Origin of the sequence: Ferrovibrio xuzhouensis, from assembly GCF_042648965.1 — a bacterium.
Classification (GTDB): domain Bacteria; phylum Pseudomonadota; class Alphaproteobacteria; order Ferrovibrionales; family Ferrovibrionaceae; genus Ferrovibrio; species Ferrovibrio xuzhouensis.
Map to the genome: position 1 here is coordinate 162,920 of NZ_JBHRYJ010000007.1, position 17,699 is coordinate 180,618.

The following is a 17,699-nucleotide window of genomic DNA, read 5'->3' on the forward strand; positions in this document are numbered from 1 at the left end:
AAGTTCCAGTGACAGTGTCGCCCGATCTGCCGCCCGAGACCCCCGAGCCGCTCGCCGCCCTCCGGCCACCCAGGCTCGGGCCGCTGGCGCGCCTGCGCAACTATTTCCTCGCCGGCATCATCGTCACGGCGCCGATCGGCCTGACCATCTATCTGGTGGTCATCACCATCGAGGCGATCGACCGCAACGTCCAGCGCCTGATCCCGATGGGCTTCGAGCCCGAACGGTTCATTCCGTTCCATCTGCCTTACGGCATCCCCGGCCTCGGCGTCGTCGTCTCGGTGGTGCTGCTGACCCTGATCGGCTTCCTCGCCACCAACCTGCTCGGCCGCACGTTGCTCAGGATCGGCGAACGCATCGTCGCCCGCATGCCGGTGGTTCGCGGCATCTACAGCGCGCTCAAGCAGGTGTTCGAGACGGTGTTCAGCCAGTCCGGCAATTCCTTCCGCCAGGTGGCGCTGGTGCCATGGCCGTCGAAAGACTCCTGGACCATCGCCTTCGTCACCAATTATGTGCAGGGCACGGAAGTGTCGCAGCATCTGGGCGATGACCTCGTGACCGTTTATGTGCCGACCACGCCGAATCCAACCGGCGGCTACATGGCGTATTACCGGCGCAGGGATATCGTGATCCTGTCGACCTCGGTCGATCAGGCGATGAAGCTGATCATTTCCTGCGGCGTGATCGTGCCGCCGGATCTGGCGGCAGGCAAAACGGCCGCGAAGACGGCCGACGGAGGAAAACCCAATGGCCAGCCCGGCACCGGCGACGGCGGTTTCACGCCCTGATGACCTGAACGGCCTGCGGCTCGGCCGCTACACGACCGCCGACCAGGCGGCACGACGGGATGTCGTGGCCGGCTTCGACCTGCGCGCGCTCGATCGCGCTTTCCTCGACGACCCGTATCCGGTCTATCACCTGCTGCGGCATTACGCGCCGGTGCGGCAGATGCCCGACGGCAGTTACTTCCTGACCCGCTACGACGACCTGCAGGCGGTCTACCGCGACCCGAAGCGCTTCAGCTCCGACAAGAAGATCGAGTTCCGGCCGAAATTCGGCGATACGCCGCTCTATCGCCACCATACCACCAGCCTTGTCTTCAACGATCCGCCGCTGCACACCCGCGTGCGTCGCCTGCTGGCGCCGGCGTTTACGCCGCGCGCGCTCAGGCTGCTGGAGGCCCGCTTCACTGCGCTGGTCGACCGGCTGCTCGACCGCGCTGAAAAACAGGGCGGCATGGATGTCGTCACCGACTATGCCGCGGCTTTGCCGGTCGAGATCATCGGCGACATGCTGGCGGTGCCGGCTGAAGACCGCCACCTGCTGCGCGACTGGTCGCTCGCCATTCTCGGCGCGCTGGAGCCGGTGCTGACCCCGGAGCGGGCCGAGGCCGGCAATCGCGCCATGGTCGAATTCGAAGCCTATCTGGAGCGGCATCTGGAAAGCTGGCGCGCGCATATGGCCGCCCACGAGGATGCCGGCGCCGATGGCTACGGCGATGTGCTGACCGGCCTGATCCGCGGCGAGAACGGCGAGGCGCTGACAGCGGACGAACTGGTGCAGAACTGCATCTTCCTGCTCAATGCCGGACACGAGACCACCACCAACCTGATTGGCAACGGCATCGCGGCCCTGCTCGACTGGCCGGACGAACGCCGCCGCCTGACGGATGATCCGTCGCTGATGAAGACGGCGGTCGAAGAATTCCTGCGCTTCGAAAGTTCCAACCAGCTCGGCAACCGCCGCGTGGTGGAGGAGGTGGAGATCGGCGGCGTGACCCTGCCACCCGGCACCCTGGTGACTTTGTGCATTGGTGCCGCCAACCGCGATCCGGCGCAGTTCGCCGACCCCGACCGGCTTGATGTCGGCCGCCAGCCGAACCGGCATCTGGCTTTCGGTGCCGGCATCCATGCCTGCGCCGGCATGTCGCTCGCGCGTATCGAGGGCCAGATCGCGATCAGCCGGCTGCTGGCGCGTTTTCCGGACTTTCGCCCGGCGGGTGATCCGGTGCGCGGCGGCCGCGCCCGGTTCCGCGGGTTCCTGAGTTTTCCGGTCAGCTTCTGACGCGGCTGTCCTGCAGCGGCAGGGGCGCACGCCGGACTGGACTTTGAATTGAATTCAATTAAGCTCCAGTCATGCCCCGCGCGAAGCGCCAGCCCGACACCATTCTGCCGCATGATGCGGCCGTCTCGCCGCGCGGCAGCGAGACCCGCCGGCGCATCCTCGATGCGGCGGCCCGCGCGCTGGTGGCCGGCGCGGGCGCCTGCGAGATCGCCGACGTGGCGCGGCTGGCCGGCGTGTCGGTCGGGCTCAGCTATCATTATTTCGGCTCCAAGGCCGGTCTGATCGCCGCGCTGGTCGAGGATTTCTACGACCGCTTCGAGGCGGCGGTGATGGACGTCAACCCGAAGCCCGGCGCCGGCTGGGCCGAGCGCGAGCGGCTGCGGCTCGAACGCATGGTCGCCTTCCATTATGCCGATGCGCTGGCGCCGCTGATCCTCGGCCGCTTAAGCCGTGAGCCGGAAGTCGCCGCCGTCGAGGCGGCGCGCATCGCCGGCCACATCAAGCTTGCCGCCCATAACATCGAACTGGCGCAGGGCCGCCGCGAAATCCCCGCCGATCTCGACGCCCATCTGCTCGGCGCCATGATCCTCGGCGGCCTGCGGCAGGCGATCGGCCGGGTACTGGCGATGCCGCGGCGGCCGGGGCGTGAGCGCATCGCCGCCCAGCTCTGGCAGTTCATCGCCGGCACCGCCCGGCTGCAGGAGGCCGGATCATGAAACCAGCCACAGCATCCGACTGGCTCGACCGCACCCGCCGGCATATGGCGGCGGGCAGCACCGACATGGCCGACCAGGTCACCCGCATCGATACCGCGCGCTATGTCGATCCGGTGCGGCTGGCGGCCGAGGAAAGCACCCTGTTCCGGCGGTATCCGGTTGCGGTCAGCTTTGCATCGAAGCTGGCGAAGCCCGGCGATTATGTCACCCATGACCTGCTCGACCTGCCTTTGCTGCTGACCCGGGACCAGGGTGGGCGGCTCAACGCCTTTCTCAATGTCTGCCGGCATCGCGGTGCCAAGCTGGTCTGGGAGCGTGGCGGCTGTGGCCGGCGGGCGCTGGTCTGTCCGTATCACGCCTGGACCTATGACATGGCGGGTGCCCTGCGCGGCATCCCGCATGAGGACGGCTTTGCGGGGGTGGACAGGGCGACCCGTGGCCTGGTCCGCCTGCCGGTGGCGGAGGCCTTCGGTCTGGTCTTCGTGGTCCCCAGCCCGGGTGAGGCTTACGATTTCGACGGTTTCCTCGGCGGCATCCGTGACGACCTCGACAGCTTTGGCCTTGGCGACCATGTGCTGTACGACGAGCGCGAGATCGGCGTGGCGGCGAACTGGAAGGTGGTGGTCGAAGGAGGGCTCGAGACCTACCACGTCCGCCATGCCCACCGGACGACCATCGCGCCGATGTTTACCGACAATGTCATCGTCGCCGACCGGCTCGATCCGCACATGCGGCTGTTTTTCACCAAGCAGGTGGCGCAGGATCTGACCCGGTCGGACGGGACACGGCTGTCCGTGCGCGATTACGGCAACCTGCTTTACTTCATTTTTCCCAACCTGTTGATCCTGGTCCAGCCGGACCACGCCACCGCGATGATCGTCCTGCCCGATGGCACCGATGCCTGCCGCATCCATGGCGGCGCCCTGATCCCGCAGCCGGCCGAAACGCCGAAGGCGCGGGCACACTGGGACCGCAACGTGAAGATCTTCTGGGACGCGCTCGACGAAGATTTTCAGATGGCCCAGGCAATCCAGCGCGGCTTCCGCTCCGGTGCCAACAGCCACCTAACCTTCGGCCGCTTCGAGCAGGGCTGTGGCTGGTTCCATGACAGCATGGACCGGGCGCTGGCCGCCGAACCATCGGCTTGATCTGGATCAACATTAAACATAAGAAAATTGTATAAAAGATTTCCACGGCCGTGATCTGGTCCGGCCGTGGGAGGTGTTCATGTTCGCACTCACCGACAAGGCCTGGTCGCCTTATGCTGCCGGCATCCTGATCGGGTTGCTGCAGATTCCCGCATTTTTGCTGATCCACACGGCGCTCGGCGCCTCGTCGGCCTATGTCACCATTGCCGGGCATCTTGCCGGGATCATCGATCCGGGCATCGCGCAGATTGAGTATGTGGCGAAACATCTGGCTGGCGCCAAGAACTGGTGGCAGGTCGCGCTGGTGGGCGGCATTGCGCTCGGCGCGGCCCTGTCGGCGCGGCTGTCCGGTTCGCGGCGCGCGGTCATGTCCTATGCCTGGTCGCGTGGCCTCGGCATCACCTCGCTGGCGGGCCGTCTGCCGCTCGCCTTTGCGGCCGGCTTCATCATGCTGTTCGGCGCCCGCGTCGCCGATGGCTGCACCAGCGGCCATGGCCTGTCAGGGATGGCCCAGCTTGCCATCAGTTCCTTCATCGCCGTTACCGCAATGTTCGCCGGCGGCATCGCTACCGCGATGCTGATGCGGCGCGTGTAAGGGAGGCTGTCATGAGCGTGATCTCCGCCATCCTGATCGGTCTGGCCATGGGGCTGGTCTTCGGCTTCGCCCTGGAAAAGTCGCGCGTGTTTGAACCGGGCATCATCCTTGGCCAGATGCAGTTGCGCAATTTCACCATGCTGAAGGTCTTTCTGAGCGCGGTCGCCACCGGTCTTGTCGTGCTGGCAGCCCTCAATGGCTTTGGGTTCGTCAGCCTGTCGCCGAAGGCCACGCTGTATGCGGCCGATGTCGTCGGTGGCCTGCTGCTTGGCGTCGGCATCAGCCTGGCTGGCGGCTGCCCCGGCACGGTGCTGGTCCAGATCGGTGCCGGCTACCGGGATGCCTGGGCAACCCTGCTTGGCGGCATTGCCGGCGCCATGACCTTCGGCTATCTCGAACCGACCCTGCACCCCTGGATCAGCGGCGGTCCCGGCAAACTCACCCTCAACCAGCTTGTTGGTCTGCCGTTCTGGCCGGTGGCATTGGCCGCTGCCGCCCTGCTGGTGGTCGTGCTGGTGCTGCTGGAACGCTGGCGCCCCTGGCGCGGCGAACTGGGCGCGGATGTCGATGGAGACACCAGCGAACAGATCGCCTCGGCGCCCGCTATGCGGCAGCGGCCTCAGCATTGATGGCGGTGACCTGTCCGCCCTTCTGGGCGGTGTAGTTGGCGGCGACGGCTACCCGTCAGCGCGCCCTCTCGACGAGCCCGTTGGAAGCCCGCTCGCAGGCACCCAGCGGCGGCGGCAGGGCGGTCTGGCATTCGGCGGAACCGGCGGCTAAACTTCCTGCATGGCCAGAAACACCACGAAGATGACCAGCCGTTACTATGTCGCGGGCCGCGTCCAGGGGGTCGGTTACCGGCACTGGCTCGTGCAGCGCGCCCGGGCGCTCAGCCTGGTCGGCTGGGTCCGGAACCGACGTGACGGCCGGGTCGAGGTGGTCGCCTATGGCGAGAAGGATGTCCTCGATACCCTGGAGCGGGATCTGGCCGGCGGCCCGCCGGCGGCCGATGTCACCGGCGTCGAGACCGCCCCGGTCACCCCCGAGGAGGCCGAGCTGGCGGCACGGGCCACCGGCTTCGAGCAAAGCTCGACTGAATAGTCTGAAACTCATCCTAGGGTCATGAAAAACAATAAAACTATGAAGTTGACGCTAAAGCAGTGGCTGATCTGCTATGCTGGCTCGCTGGGCTTTGGTGGGGTGACCTGGTGGGCAACCGGCAGCCCGTGGATCGGTGGCGGCGTGCTGGTCGGCTTCACGGCAGTCTATGTCTTTTCCCTAGCCGGCAAGGCGCGGGGCGCGGCCGCCGAAATCGATCCCGAAGGGCTGTCGCGCCAGCAGAAGCGCGCGCTCAACAGGAAGAATAAAGATAAGTGAAATTATGATGTTAATTTAGATATATGATCTAATCTGTCGCGCAGGTGGCGCCCAGCCGCTCGAGCAGGGCCGGCCCCACGGTTTCCCGCAGCATCAGGTCGACATCGGGCAGGGTGGCGGTCAGGCCGAGATCGACCAGCGAGGTCACGCCGAAGGGTTCGGCTGCGGTCTGGCGGATGCCGCAGGCGACGATGCCGTCGTAATGGCCGAGATCCGGTTCCACATTGAAACTGAGGCCGTGGAAGGTGACCCAGTGGCGGACGCGCACGCCGATGGCGGCGATCTTGTCCTCGCGGCCCGGCCCCTGGGTGGCGCTGCGGTCGACCCAGACCCCGACCCGGCCGTCGCGGATCTCGCCGCGCAGGTTGAACTTCGCCAGGGTAGCGATCACCCAGTCCTCCATCCGGCAGACGAAGGCACGCACGTCCTTCCCGCGCCGGTTGAGGTCCAGCATGATATAGGCGATGCGCTGGCCGGGGCCGTGATAGGTGAACTGGCCCCCCCGACCGGTCTTGTAGACCGGAAACCGCGGGTCCAGCAGGTCACCCTCCTTGGCCGAGGTGCCGGCGGTGTAGAGCGCCGGGTGTTCCAGCAGCCAGATCGCCTCGCGGGCGGTGCCGGCGCGGATTTCGGCGACCCGCTGTTCCATGGCCGCCAGGGCGGTCTCGTAGGGGACCGGCCGGTCGCTGACCAGCCACTCCACCGGGCCGGCCGGGGTGTCGATTACCTCGACGGGCGGGGGCAGGGCGACGGCCGGCGGGGCCTCCATCTGGACGGATTCGAGCTGGACGGACATCTGTGGGCGACCCCGGGCTTAACCCTGTGCTAACCTAGCAGGGTTACTTAGCGTCTGTGGCACGCGGAAGGAAGGTGCGGCATGGCCAGCAATACGGCGGTTAATGACGTCTCGGTGGAAATCTCGGTGGTGCTGGGCAAGGCAACCATGCCGATCCACCAGGTGCTGAAAGTGGGCCGCGGTGCCGTCATCGAGCTCGATGCCAGCGTCGACGACCATGCCTGGATCTTTGCCAACAACAAGCTGATCGCCCGGGGCGAAATCGTCATTTCCGGGGAAAAGGTCGCCATCTCCATCACCGACACCATGTCGGACGATTAGGCCGGCCGCGGCCTTGAACCGGACGCGGGGATTTGCTATTTCCCCGCGTCGCCCGAAATGCGGTCGTGGCGGAATTGGTAGACGCGCAGCCTTGAGGTGGCTGTGGCCGAAAGGCCGTGAAAGTTCGAGTCTTTTCGACCGCACCAGTGCCTGCCCCGGATACCTGGTCCGGGTGCTTTCCCGGGAGTGACCTGACCGGGCCGGTCTCCTGAAAATTTCCCAGAAATTTTGTCATGTTGCGGTCATCCGAGGCTGCCCTTGCGGCAGCTTTGCGGCATACTGCGCGCCCCAGTCAATTCACCAGTCCTGACGAGCCCGATCCCATGAAAAACGACCTCGACCGCGCGGCGCTGGAATATCACCGGCTGCCGAAGCCGGGGAAACTCGAAATCACCCCGACCAAGCCGCTCGGCACCCAGCGCGATCTGGCGCTCGCCTACAGCCCCGGCGTGGCCGCCGCCTGCACCGCCATCGTCGAGGATCCGGCTCAGGCTGCCGAGCTGACCGCGCGCGGCAACCTGATCGGCGTCATCTCCAACGGCACGGCTGTGCTGGGCCTGGGCAATATCGGCCCGCTGGCCTCCAAGCCGGTGATGGAGGGCAAGGCGGTCCTGTTCAAGAAATTCGCCGGCATCGACGTGTTCGACATCGAGATCAACGAGACCGACCCGGCCAAGCTGATCGACATCATCGCGGCGCTGGAGCCGACCTTCGGCGGCATCAATCTGGAAGACATCAAGTCGCCGGAATGCTTCATCGTCGAAGGCGCCCTGCGCAAGAAGATGAAGATCCCGGTCTTCCACGACGACCAGCACGGCACGGCGATCACTGTGGCCGCCGCGATCCTCAACGGCCTGCGCGTGGTGGGCAAGAAGATCGACGAGGTGCGCCTGGTGGCGTCCGGCGCCGGCGCCGCCGCGCTGGCCTGCCTCGACCTGCTGGTCGCGCTGGGCGTCAAGAAAGAGAATATCGTCGTCACCGATATTGCCGGCGTGGTCTACGAGGGCCGCACCGAGCAGATGGACGAGTTCAAGGCGCGCTATGCCCGCCCGACCAACCACCGCACGCTGGGCGACGCGATTTCCGGCGCCGACGTCTTCCTCGGCCTGTCGGCCGCCAATGTGCTGAAGCCCGAGATGGTCAAGGCGATGGGGCCGAAGCCGCTGATCCTGGCGCTGGCCAACCCGTCGCCGGAGATCTCGCCGGAACTGGCGAAAGAGGCGCGTCCCGACGCCATCATCGCCACCGGCCGTTCGGATTACCCGAACCAGGTCAACAACGTCCTGTGCTTCCCGTTCCTGTTCCGCGGCGCGCTCGATGTCGGTGCCACCACGATCAACACCGAGATGGAACTGGCGGCGGTGCGTGCCATCGCCGACCTGGCCATGGCGGAGATCTCCGACGTCGTCGCCCGTGCCTATGGCGCCGAAGAGCAGCTCAGCTTCGGCCCGGAGTATTTCATCCCGAAGCCGTTCGATCCGCGGCTGATCCTGCATATCGCGCCCGCCGTCGCCAAGGCGGCGATGGACAGCGGCGTGGCGAGCCGGCCGATCGCCGATATGGAAGCCTATCGCCAGGGGCTGGAGCGTTTCGTCTATCGCACCGGTCTGGTGATGCGTCCGACCATGGAGCGCGCCCGGCGCCGGCCGATGCGCCTGATCTACGCCGAGGGCGAGGACGAGCGCGTGCTGCGCGCCGCCCAGATCGTGCTGGACGACAAGCTGGCGCTGCCGACCCTGATCGGCCGTCGCGCTGTGGTCGAGACCCGCATCGAGAAACTCGGCCTGCGACTCAAGATCGGTGAAAATGTCGAGCTGATCGATCCCGAGAAGGACGACCGCTACCACGAATACTGGACCGGGTATCTCGCGCTGATGAAGCGCAAGGGTGTGGCGCCCGATGACGCGCGCACCATCATCCGCACCAACACCACGGTGATCGGCGCCATGGCGGTGCACCGTGGCGAGGCCGATGCGCTGCTCTGTGGCGCCATTGGCCAGTATGACCAGCATCTGCCGCATATCGTCGACGTGCTCGGCCTGCGGCCCGGCGCGCAACTGCCGGCGGCCATGCAGTTGCTGGTGCTGCCGCAGGGCATGCTGTTCATCGCCGACAGCAACGTCAATATCGACCCGACGCTGGACGAGATCGTCGCCATCGCCCGGTTGGCAGCGGAAGAGGTTCGGCGCTTCGGCCTGACACCGAAGATTGCCCTGCTGTCGCATTCGAATTTCGGCTCGTCGTCGGCGCCGTCGGCCCGCAAGATGCGCGAAGCCGTGCAGAGGTTGCAGGAAATGCTGCCCGACATCGAGATCGAGGGCGAGATGAAGGCCGATGCCGCGATCTCCGATGCCATCCGCGACAAGCTGATGCCCGACAGCAACCTGAAGGGCTCGGCCAACCTGCTGATCATGCCGAACCTCGATGCGGCCAATATCTCGGCCAACCTGGTGCGCCAGATGGAGCAGGGCTTCTATGTCGGCCCGATCCTGATGGGTGCCGCGAAATCGGCTCATATCGTGTCGCGCCATGTCACCGTGCGCGGCCTGGTCAACATGAGCGCGGTCGCCGTGGTCGATGCCCAGGATCATGCCGACGGCGTGATGGGCCAGTGGTTGCGGGCTTAAGCGCCTGATCTCTCCTCAGTGACCGATGACGGGATGCCGCGCGGCGGCATCCCAGTCATGTCCGGCGGCGAAATCGCGCAGCTGGCGCACGCCGGTATCCTCACCGTCGCGCCAGACCAGCCCGATGCGATGGGCATCGCGCAGTTCCGGCAAAGTCAGTGTGGCGATCCCCGGGCTGTCCAGCCACTGCGGCAGGATGGCGATGCCGATACCGGCTTCGACCAACGCCAGCAGGCCGGCATCGCTTTCGGCGCGGCCGATGATGCGCGGCCGCACATTCTGAGCGGCGAACAGTCGTTCGGCCGCCGGCATGATGGCGGCCTGCGGCCGGATCACGAAGGGCAGGTCCTGCAGGTCGGCGATGCGGGCCGTGTTGCGGTGGGCCAGCGCATGACGCGCCGGCACGGCGAGCAGGTAGCGCTGGCGGAACAGCGCCAGCGCCTCGGTTCCCGTATCATCGTCCATCGGCAGGATGGCCGCATCGATGCGGCCCATCTGCAGGCGGCGGCTGAGCGTCGCGGCCGGCTGCTCCAGGGTTTCCAGTGCCATATCGGGGTGGGCCGAGGCGAACCCGCCGAGCAGGGCGGCGAGGCGCTGCTGTGGCAGGTCGGTGCTGTAGCCGATGCGCAGCCGCTGGCGGGCCGGGCGCGCCTGCCGCAGTTCGCGCCGGGCCACCGTCCATTCCTGCAGCAGCAGGCGGGCATGGGGCATGAAGCGCGCGCCGGCGGGGGTGAGTTGCGCACTGCGGCCGCGCTCGAACAGGATAGCGCCCAGCGATTGTTCCAGCCGCTTGATGCCGGCCGACAGCGTCGGCTGGGTCACATTGGCGCGCTCGGCGCCGCGGGTGAAGCTGCCGGTCTCGACCACGGCCATGAAATAGCGGATCAGGGTCAGATTCATGGCGCATAGAGAAAAACTATTCCCGGAATAAAAACAATTGATTTTCTCTATTCACCCGGCCGGGGTATCAGGGCAGGCAGGGAAACGACCGAAAGGGCAGCCACATGAGTACGGTGCCGGAATTCCGCCCCGCCGACCCCGGTTTCGAGGCGCGGGTGCGCGACAGCTTCGGCCGCCAGCCGGCGATGCGGCTGATCGGTGCCACGCTCGGTCTGGTCGCCCCGGGGCTGTGCGAGGTGGACCTGCCGCATAACCCGCAGATCACCCAACAGCATGGCCTGATCCATGGCGGCGTGGTCGGCATGATCGCCGACAGTGCCGGCGGCTATGCCGCCTACAGCCTGTTTCCCGCCGATTCCACGGTGATGACGGTGGAATACAAGCTGAACCTGATGGCGCCGGCCGATGGCGAGCGCCTGCTGGCGCGCAGCCGGGTCACCCGGCATGGCCGCACGCTGACCATCTGCAGTCTTGATGTCTTTGCATACAAAGCGGACCGGGAAATCCACTGCGCGACCGGCCTCGCTACCATGATCTGCCTGGTGGGCCGGCCCGATGCACCCCGATCCGGCGCGCCGCGCTGAAATGTCTTGCCGCTGCCGGGGTGCGACCCCGGCCGGCTTCCGCTAGTATCCTGCCAACGATTCCGCAAAGGGTCTCGCCATGATTTCCAACAGCTATCCGACGCTCGATTTCGGCCTCGGGGAAACTGCCGATATGCTGCGCCAGTCGGTGCGCGGCTTTGTCGATGCCGAGCTGGCGCCGCGCGCCGATGCCATCGACAAGAGCAACGAATTTCCGCGCGACCTGTGGACAAAATTCGGCGAGCTGGGCCTGCACGGCATCACGGTGGAAGAGGAATTCGGCGGCTCCGGCCTCGGCTATCTGGAACATTGCGTCGCGATGGAGGAAGTCAGTCGCGGCTCGGCTTCGGTCGGCCTGTCCTACGGCGCGCATTCCAACCTCTGCGTCAACCAGATCCGCCGTAACGGCAATGCCGAGCAGAAGAAGCGCTATCTGCCCAGACTGGTCAGCGGCCAGCATCTCGGTGCGCTGGCGATGAGTGAGCCGAATGCCGGCTCCGACGTCGTGTCGATGAAGCTGCGCGCCGAGCGCAAGGGCGACCGCTACGTGCTCAACGGCAACAAGATGTGGATCACCAACGGCCCGACCGCCGACGTGCTGGTGGTCTATGCCAAGACCGATCCGGCCGCCGGCGCACGCGGCATCACCGCCTTCCTGATCGAGAAGGGCTTCAAGGGCTTCTCGACGGCGCAGAAGCTCGACAAGCTCGGCATGCGCGGCTCGGATACCGGCGAGCTGGTGTTCGAGGATTGCGAGGTGCCGGAGGAGAATGTGCTCGGCCAGGTCGGCCGCGGCGTCAACGTGCTGATGAGCGGCCTGGATTACGAACGCGCCGTGCTGGCCGCCGGTCCGCTCGGCATCATGCAGGCGGCGATGGATGTGGTGCTGCCCTACGTGCACGAGCGCAAGCAGTTTGGCCAGCCGATCGGCAGCTTCCAGCTGATCCAGGGCAAGGTGGCCGACATGTACACCGAGATGAACGCCGCCCGCGCCTATGTCTACACGGTGGCCAAGGCTTGCGACCGCGGCCAGACCACCCGCAAGGACGCCGCCGGCGCCATCCTCTTCGCGGCCGAGAAGGCGACCAAGCTGGCGCTGGACGCGATCCAGATCCTCGGCGGCAACGGCTATATCAACGACTATCCGACCGGCCGCCTGCTGCGCGACGCCAAGCTCTACGAGATTGGCGCCGGCACGTCGGAAATCCGGCGCATGCTGATTGGTCGCGAGATTTTCGAGGAGACCAAGTGAAAGAGGTCAGTCAGTGAGCGTATCCCGTGTTGCTTTTCTTGCCGTATTCCTGATCGCGCTGGCGGTTCCGGCCGCCCGCGCCGACGATGTGTCGCGCTGGACCGAGATCGGCGCCGCCGACCGCCGCATCGACTGGCCAGCCGCCGGGCTGGCGCCGGCACCGCAGATGGCGGAGAGCTTTGTTGCGCCGCTCGGCTACCGTCTCGAACGCTATCTGTGGAAGGCGCAGAAGCCCGCCGGCACCTTTGCCATCGCCGTGCTGCGCGACCTGACCGAGGACGATCATTATCTCAGCGGCCCGGTCGACCTGATGAAATTCGCCACCACCGTGCTGAAGGGCCTGGAGGCGCCGGTGCCGAAGGCGCTGGACGCCGCCGACCGCAAGGTGACCACGGCGGCCGGCGTCGCCATGACTCGCCGGTTCGAACTGGGGCCGCGGCAATGCATGGTGCTGGGGCTTTATGCGGCGCCGAACGGCAAGCCGGCCAAGATCGGCGAGCCGTTGACCGAAGGCAGCTTGCGCATGGACAGCGTCTACTGCGCCGCCGCTGGCCAGCCGCTGAGCGCCGAACAGGCTGCCGCGGCGGCCGCCAGCCTGAAGATGACCATGCCGAAAATGGCTGCCAAGTAACCGCAACAGGAGAGTCGCGTGACCGAACGCCGTTTCATTTCATCCGGCTCGCGTTTCGAGAGCGTGATGGGCTATTCGCGGGCCGTGGTCGACGGCGACTGGGTGCATGTCTCGGGCACCACCGGTTACGACTACGGCACCATGACCATTGCCGATGACGTGGCAGCGCAGACCGAACAGGTCTTCCGCAACATCGCCGCGGCCCTGCAGCAGGCCGATGCCAGCCTCGATGATGTGGTGCGGGTAACCTATTACCTGACCGATGCGTCCTATTTCGAGGTGATCGCGCCGATCTGCGGCCGGTATTTTGCCAAAGCCCGGCCGGCGGCCACGGCGCTGATCTGCAAGCTGATCGACCCGGCCATGAAGATCGAGATCGAGGTTACCGCCCGCAAGCAGGGCTGAACGTCCACAGGGGAGCAAACGCCATGCTGACGCAAGAGCAGCAGATGATCCGCGACATGGCGCGGGATTTTGCCGCCGAGCGCCTGGCGCCCGGGGCGGCAGAACGCGACCGCAGCGGCGAGCCGCCGCGCGCCCTGCTGGCGGAGATGGGCCGGCTCGGCCTGATGGGCATGGGCGTGCCCGAGGAATGGGATGGCGCCGGTGCCGATTTCATCGCCTATGTGCTGGCGCTGGAGGAGATCGCCGCTGCCGATGGCGCCGTCAGCACGATCATGTCCGTGAATAACTCCCCTGTATGCGCGGCCCTGCTGCGCTACGGCACGGCGGACCAGAAGGCGCGCTACCTGAAGCCGTTGGCGCGCGGCGAGTGGATCGGCGCCTTCTGCCTGACCGAGCCGCAGGCGGGCTCCGATGCCTCGGCCCTGCAGACCCGGGCGCGCCGGGTCGGTGACACATGGGTGATCAACGGGGTGAAGCAGTTCATCACCTCGGGCTCGATCGCCAAAGTGGCGCTGATCTTCGCGGTCAGCGACCCCGGCGCCGGCAAGCGCGGCATTTCCTGCTTCGTGGTGCCGACCGACAGCCCCGGATTTCGGGTCGCCAGCATCGAGACAAAGCTCGGCCAGAAATGCTCGGATACCTGCCAGATCGTCCTGGAAGGCCTGACGGTCGGCGACGATGCCCTGCTGGGCGAGGAGGGCGAGGGCTACCGGATCGCACTGGCCAATCTCGAATCCGGCCGCATCGGCATCGGCGCCCAGGCGGTCGGCATGGCACGGGCAGCCTTCGCGGCGGCACTGGCCTATGCCGGCGAGCGCCAGGCCTTCGGCACCGCCATCATCAATCACCAGGCGGTGGCCTTCCGGCTGGCCGACATGGCGACGCGGATCGAGGCGGGCCGGCAGCTGGTGCATAATGCCGCCCGGCTGAAGGATGCCGGGCAGCCCTGCCTGAAAGAGGCCAGCATGGCCAAATTGTTTGCCTCCGAAATGGCGGAACGCGTATGCTCGGACGCCATCCAGATTCACGGCGGTTACGGCTATCTCGCCGATTTCCCGGTCGAGCGCATCTATCGCGATGTCCGGGTCTGCCAGATCTACGAGGGCACCAGCGACGTGCAGCGGCTGGTCATCAGTCGTTCCCTGACCGGAGCGTGATCATCGGGCAATAGCAGAGGAAACCCAGGTTGAGCCAAGCCAACGAGATATTGTTCATTGCGTCTCTGTTGGTGCTGGTCAGCATTTTTGCCGGCTCGGCCTCCAGCCGCTTCGGCGTGCCGTTCCTGCTGGTCTTCCTTGGTCTTGGCATCTTCGCCGGTGAAAACGGCCCGGGCGGTATCGTCTTCCGCGATTATGAACTGACCTATGCCGTCGGTTCGGCGGCGCTCGGCATCATCCTGTTCGATGGCGGCCTGCGCACCCATTTCGCCACCGTGAAGCTGGTGGTGGGACCGGCGCTGGCGCTGGCGACCGTCGGCGTGCTGGTCACCGCCGGCATCGTCGGCGCGGCGGCACATTTCGCGCTGGGCCTCGGCCTGCTCGAATCCTTCCTGGTTGGCGCCATCGTCGGCTCGACCGATGCGGCGGCGGTGTTCTTCCTGCTCAACGTCAAGGGCATGGCGCTGCAGAAGCGGGTCAGCGGCACGCTGGAAGTCGAATCCGGCATCAACGACCCGACGGCGATCTTTCTGACCATGATCTGCGTCGAACTGCTGCGGCTCGGCCATCCGCCGGAGACCCTGCATCTGGCCGGCCTGTTCCTCGCCCAGATGCTGGGCGGCCTGCTGGTCGGCCTCGCCGGCGGCTTCGTGCTGGTCGGCCTGTTCAACCGGGTGCCGGTGGCCGGCGGCCTCTATCCGATCGTCGCCATGGCAGCCGCGCTGCTGGTGTTTTCCGGCGCGCATTTTGTCCAGGCCTCGGGCTTCGTCGCCGTTTATGTCGCCGGCCTCGTCGTCGGCAACCGGCGCCATCGCGGCGCCCAGGTGATCCTGCGCTTTTTCGACGGCCTGAGCTGGCTCGGCCAGATCGTCATGTTCCTGCTGCTCGGCCTGCTGATGACGCCGAAGGACATGCAGCCCTATTTGGTCGGCAGCGGCGTGGCCGCGGCGGTGCTGATCCTGCTGGCCCGCCCGGCGGCGGTTGCCCTCTGCCTGCTGCCGTTCCGCTACACTTGGCGCGAGATCGGCTTCATCTCGTGGATCGGCCTGCGCGGCGCGGTGCCGATCTTCCTCGCCACCATCCCGGTGCTGGCCAATGTGCCGCATTCGGAAGTCTATGTGACAGCGGCTTTCATCTGCGTGGTGGCCTCGCTGACCCTGCAGGGCTGGACCATCGGCCCGGCGGCCCGGCTGTTCGGTCTCGAGCTGCCGCCGCCGCCGGAAGCCGCCACCCGCACCGACATCGATCTCGGCTCGGCGCTTGACCGCGACATCGCCAGCTACCGCGTCGAGGCCAATGCACCAGCGCTCGGTTACCGCTTCGCGGAACTGCCGCTGCCGCGACGCTGCCGCATCATCTCTGTGCTGCGTGACGGCACGGTGATGGACCGCCAGAAGCTGGAGGGGCTGGAGCCCGGCGACTACCTGCTGGTGCTGGCGCCGCCGGAACAGTTCTTCTCGCTCGACCGCATGTTCACCGCGCGCCGCCAGACCCGGGCACAGCGCCGCCGCCGCGAGCGCGGCGAAGAGGTGTTCGGTGAATTCGTGCTGGCCGGCGATACCCTGCTCGGTGAGGTCGGCGTCCTCTACGGCTTTCCGGTCGACGACAAGGACCGCAACGATCCGGTCGGCGCCTATGTGCGCCGTCGCCTGCGGCACCGGCCGGTGGTCGGCGACCGCCTGCGGGTCGGACCAATCGAGCTGGTGGTGCGCGAAATCCGCAACGACCGCGTCACCTCGGTCGGCATTGAGCTGGAACCGGAAGACCATCCGATCCTGCGGGGCTTCCGCCGGGCCTTCGGCTTCGATTAGGATCGGCCGGACAGACAAAATAAAAGACGCCAGGAGGAAACGGTCATGGCTGCGCCGCTGGAATTCTATTTCGATTTCGCCTCGCCCTACGGCTATATCGGCGCCCAGCGGATCGACGCGATTGCCGCCCGCCATGGCCGCAGGGTCGACTGGCGGCCGATGCTGCTCGGCGCCGTGTTCAAGGTCGCCGGCACCCAGCCGCTGACCGAATATCCGCTGAAGGGCCAGTATTCGGTCCATGACTTCAACCGGTCGGCGCGCGAGCATGGCATCGCCTTCAACATGCCGGAGAAATTCCCGATCCCGACCCAGGCGGCCTGCCGCGGCACCTACTGGCTGAAGCAGACCCTGCCGGAGAAAGCCGTGCCCTTCATCAAGGCGGCCTATGCGGCCTATTTCGTTGACGGCCGGGATATCTCGTCACCTGAGGTGGTCGCCGACATCGCCGAAGGCCTCGGTATCGACCGCAGGGCCTTCATGGCCGGCATCGAAAGCCCCGAGATCAAGGCGAAGCTGCGCGAGGTGACCGAGGATGCGATCCAGCAGCGCGGCGTCTTCGGCTCGCCGTTCACCTTCGCCGATGGCGAACCCTTCTGGGGCGCCGACCGCCTCGACATGCTCGACCGCTGGCTGGAGAAGGGCGGCTGGTAAGCGGCCGTCTTCGATAAAAAGAAAAGCAAGGAGCCTCGCCGTGCCCGCACCGATCGTCTTCTACTGGGATTTTACCTCACCCTATGCCTATATCGGCGCCAACGGCATCGAGGCCGTGGCGCAGAAACACGGTCGCGGTGTCGACTGGCGCGCGCTGTCGCTCGGTCATCTGTGGAAGGCGATGCCGGACCGCGTCCCGTTCCCCAAGTCGAAGATGGAGTATATGGCGCATGACTGGGAAAGGTCGGCGCAGTTGCACGACCTGCCCATCGTGAAATACCCCGACCCGTTCCCGACCGACGCCAAGCTGCCGCGCCTGCTGTTCTGGCGCCTCAAGGCGCAGGACCAGGGAAAAGCGATTGCCTTTGCCAGGGCGGTTTTCGGCCAGTACTGGGGCGCGGGGAAAGACATCGCCAAGCCGGAACAGCTTGCCGGCATCCTGAAGACGCAGGGCATCCCCGAAGCGGAACTGGCTGCAGCGGCCGAAGATGCGGCGGCGCGGCAGGCGGTGATCGACACCACTGCCGAGGCGGGGAAGCTGAATGCCTTCGGCACGCCGACTTTCGTGGTCGACGGCGAGATGTTCTGGGGTTCCGACCGCCTCGACCATATCGACCGCTGGCTGGCGCGGCACAAGTGAACGCACAGCCATGAGCATGCCGTC

The 17,699-nt window shown here is 66.3% G+C and carries 20 protein-coding genes and 1 tRNA gene; 19 read left to right on the top strand and 2 right to left on the bottom strand.

The features are described 5' to 3' along the window. The first annotated feature begins 8 nt into the window (after positions 1-8). From ACFOOQ_RS21800 to ACFOOQ_RS21835, 8 genes are all read left to right on the top strand, one after another. The gene (locus tag ACFOOQ_RS21800; protein WP_379729807.1) at positions 9-788 is read left to right on the top strand and encodes a DUF502 domain-containing protein; all 780 of its coding nucleotides are present in this window, start codon (positions 9-11) and stop codon (positions 786-788) included. Continuing rightward, positions 748-2,064: a cytochrome P450 gene (locus tag ACFOOQ_RS21805; protein WP_379729808.1), complete on the top strand. Its 1,317-nt coding sequence runs from the start codon at positions 748-750 to the stop codon at positions 2,062-2,064. The genes ACFOOQ_RS21800 and ACFOOQ_RS21805 overlap by 41 nt, the downstream gene beginning before the upstream one ends. A gap of 71 nt (positions 2,065-2,135) precedes the next feature. Then, a complete protein-coding gene (locus ACFOOQ_RS21810; RefSeq protein ID WP_379729810.1) occupies positions 2,136-2,780 on the top strand; it encodes a TetR/AcrR family transcriptional regulator in 645 nt (214 codons plus the stop codon). Then, complete coding sequence (locus ACFOOQ_RS21815) at positions 2,777-3,928, top strand: aromatic ring-hydroxylating oxygenase subunit alpha (protein ID WP_379729813.1); 1,152 nt, start codon at positions 2,777-2,779, stop codon at positions 3,926-3,928. The genes ACFOOQ_RS21810 and ACFOOQ_RS21815 overlap by 4 nt, the downstream gene beginning before the upstream one ends. A 79-nt stretch (positions 3,929-4,007) precedes the next feature. After that, positions 4,008-4,523, top strand: a complete 516-nt coding sequence (locus ACFOOQ_RS21820; RefSeq protein WP_379729814.1) for a YeeE/YedE thiosulfate transporter family protein — start codon at positions 4,008-4,010, stop codon at positions 4,521-4,523. 11 nt (positions 4,524-4,534) lie between these two features. After that, positions 4,535-5,152 (top strand): YeeE/YedE thiosulfate transporter family protein, encoded by a 618-nt coding sequence (locus ACFOOQ_RS21825; protein WP_379729816.1) that lies wholly within the window; start codon positions 4,535-4,537, stop codon positions 5,150-5,152. A 181-nt stretch (positions 5,153-5,333) separates the two neighbouring features. Further along, positions 5,334-5,624 carry an acylphosphatase gene (locus tag ACFOOQ_RS21830; RefSeq protein ID WP_379729817.1) on the top strand — a complete coding sequence of 97 codons (291 nt, stop codon included), beginning with the start codon at positions 5,334-5,336 and terminating at the stop codon, positions 5,622-5,624. Between the two features lie 21 nt (positions 5,625-5,645). After that, positions 5,646-5,900 (top strand): hypothetical protein, encoded by a 255-nt coding sequence (locus ACFOOQ_RS21835; RefSeq protein WP_379729818.1) that lies wholly within the window; start codon positions 5,646-5,648, stop codon positions 5,898-5,900. 28 nt (positions 5,901-5,928) lie between these two features. Here ACFOOQ_RS21835 and lipB read toward each other — a convergent pair whose 3' ends face one another. After that, a complete protein-coding gene (gene lipB, locus ACFOOQ_RS21840; RefSeq protein ID WP_379729819.1) occupies positions 5,929-6,696 on the bottom strand; it encodes a lipoyl(octanoyl) transferase LipB in 768 nt (255 codons plus the stop codon). 81 nt (positions 6,697-6,777) lie between these two features. Between lipB and ACFOOQ_RS21845 the strand changes: the two genes are divergently transcribed. From ACFOOQ_RS21845 to ACFOOQ_RS21855, 3 genes are all read left to right on the top strand, one after another. Next, positions 6,778-7,017 carry a FliM/FliN family flagellar motor switch protein gene (locus tag ACFOOQ_RS21845; RefSeq protein WP_379729820.1) on the top strand — a complete coding sequence of 80 codons (240 nt, stop codon included), beginning with the start codon at positions 6,778-6,780 and terminating at the stop codon, positions 7,015-7,017. Positions 7,018-7,076: 59 nt separating this feature from the next. Then, a tRNA-Leu gene (locus ACFOOQ_RS21850) sits at positions 7,077-7,163 on the top strand. Between the two features lie 177 nt (positions 7,164-7,340). Beyond that, positions 7,341-9,644, top strand: a complete 2,304-nt coding sequence (locus ACFOOQ_RS21855; protein WP_379729821.1) for an NADP-dependent malic enzyme — start codon at positions 7,341-7,343, stop codon at positions 9,642-9,644. 15 nt (positions 9,645-9,659) lie between these two features. Here ACFOOQ_RS21855 and ACFOOQ_RS21860 read toward each other — a convergent pair whose 3' ends face one another. Then, positions 9,660-10,544, bottom strand: a complete 885-nt coding sequence (locus tag ACFOOQ_RS21860; protein ID WP_379729822.1) for a LysR family transcriptional regulator — start codon at positions 10,542-10,544, stop codon at positions 9,660-9,662. A gap of 104 nt (positions 10,545-10,648) precedes the next feature. Between ACFOOQ_RS21860 and ACFOOQ_RS21865 the strand changes: the two genes are divergently transcribed. The 8 genes from ACFOOQ_RS21865 to ACFOOQ_RS21900 all read left to right on the top strand — a co-directional run bounded on the left by ACFOOQ_RS21865 (position 10,649) and on the right by ACFOOQ_RS21900 (position 17,675). Further along, a complete protein-coding gene (locus ACFOOQ_RS21865) occupies positions 10,649-11,128 on the top strand; it encodes a PaaI family thioesterase (protein ID WP_379729824.1) in 480 nt (159 codons plus the stop codon). 79 nt (positions 11,129-11,207) lie between these two features. Beyond that, on the top strand, positions 11,208-12,380 hold the full coding sequence (locus ACFOOQ_RS21870) for an isovaleryl-CoA dehydrogenase (RefSeq protein ID WP_379729825.1): 1,173 nt from the start codon (positions 11,208-11,210) through the stop codon (positions 12,378-12,380). A gap of 13 nt (positions 12,381-12,393) precedes the next feature. After that, positions 12,394-13,011, top strand: a complete 618-nt coding sequence (locus ACFOOQ_RS21875; protein ID WP_379729826.1) for a hypothetical protein — start codon at positions 12,394-12,396, stop codon at positions 13,009-13,011. An 18-nt stretch (positions 13,012-13,029) separates the two neighbouring features. Next, positions 13,030-13,416 carry a RidA family protein gene (locus ACFOOQ_RS21880; protein ID WP_379729827.1) on the top strand — a complete coding sequence of 129 codons (387 nt, stop codon included), beginning with the start codon at positions 13,030-13,032 and terminating at the stop codon, positions 13,414-13,416. 23 nt (positions 13,417-13,439) lie between these two features. Further along, complete coding sequence (locus tag ACFOOQ_RS21885) at positions 13,440-14,573, top strand: acyl-CoA dehydrogenase family protein (RefSeq protein ID WP_379729828.1); 1,134 nt, start codon at positions 13,440-13,442, stop codon at positions 14,571-14,573. Between the two features lie 29 nt (positions 14,574-14,602). Further along, on the top strand, positions 14,603-16,384 hold the full coding sequence (locus tag ACFOOQ_RS21890) for a potassium/proton antiporter (protein ID WP_379729830.1): 1,782 nt from the start codon (positions 14,603-14,605) through the stop codon (positions 16,382-16,384). Between the two features lie 45 nt (positions 16,385-16,429). Next, positions 16,430-17,035 carry a 2-hydroxychromene-2-carboxylate isomerase gene (locus tag ACFOOQ_RS21895; protein WP_379729831.1) on the top strand — a complete coding sequence of 202 codons (606 nt, stop codon included), beginning with the start codon at positions 16,430-16,432 and terminating at the stop codon, positions 17,033-17,035. Positions 17,036-17,075: 40 nt separating this feature from the next. Beyond that, positions 17,076-17,675 (top strand): 2-hydroxychromene-2-carboxylate isomerase, encoded by a 600-nt coding sequence (locus tag ACFOOQ_RS21900; protein WP_379729832.1) that lies wholly within the window; start codon positions 17,076-17,078, stop codon positions 17,673-17,675. Positions 17,676-17,699: the final 24 nt, after the last annotated feature.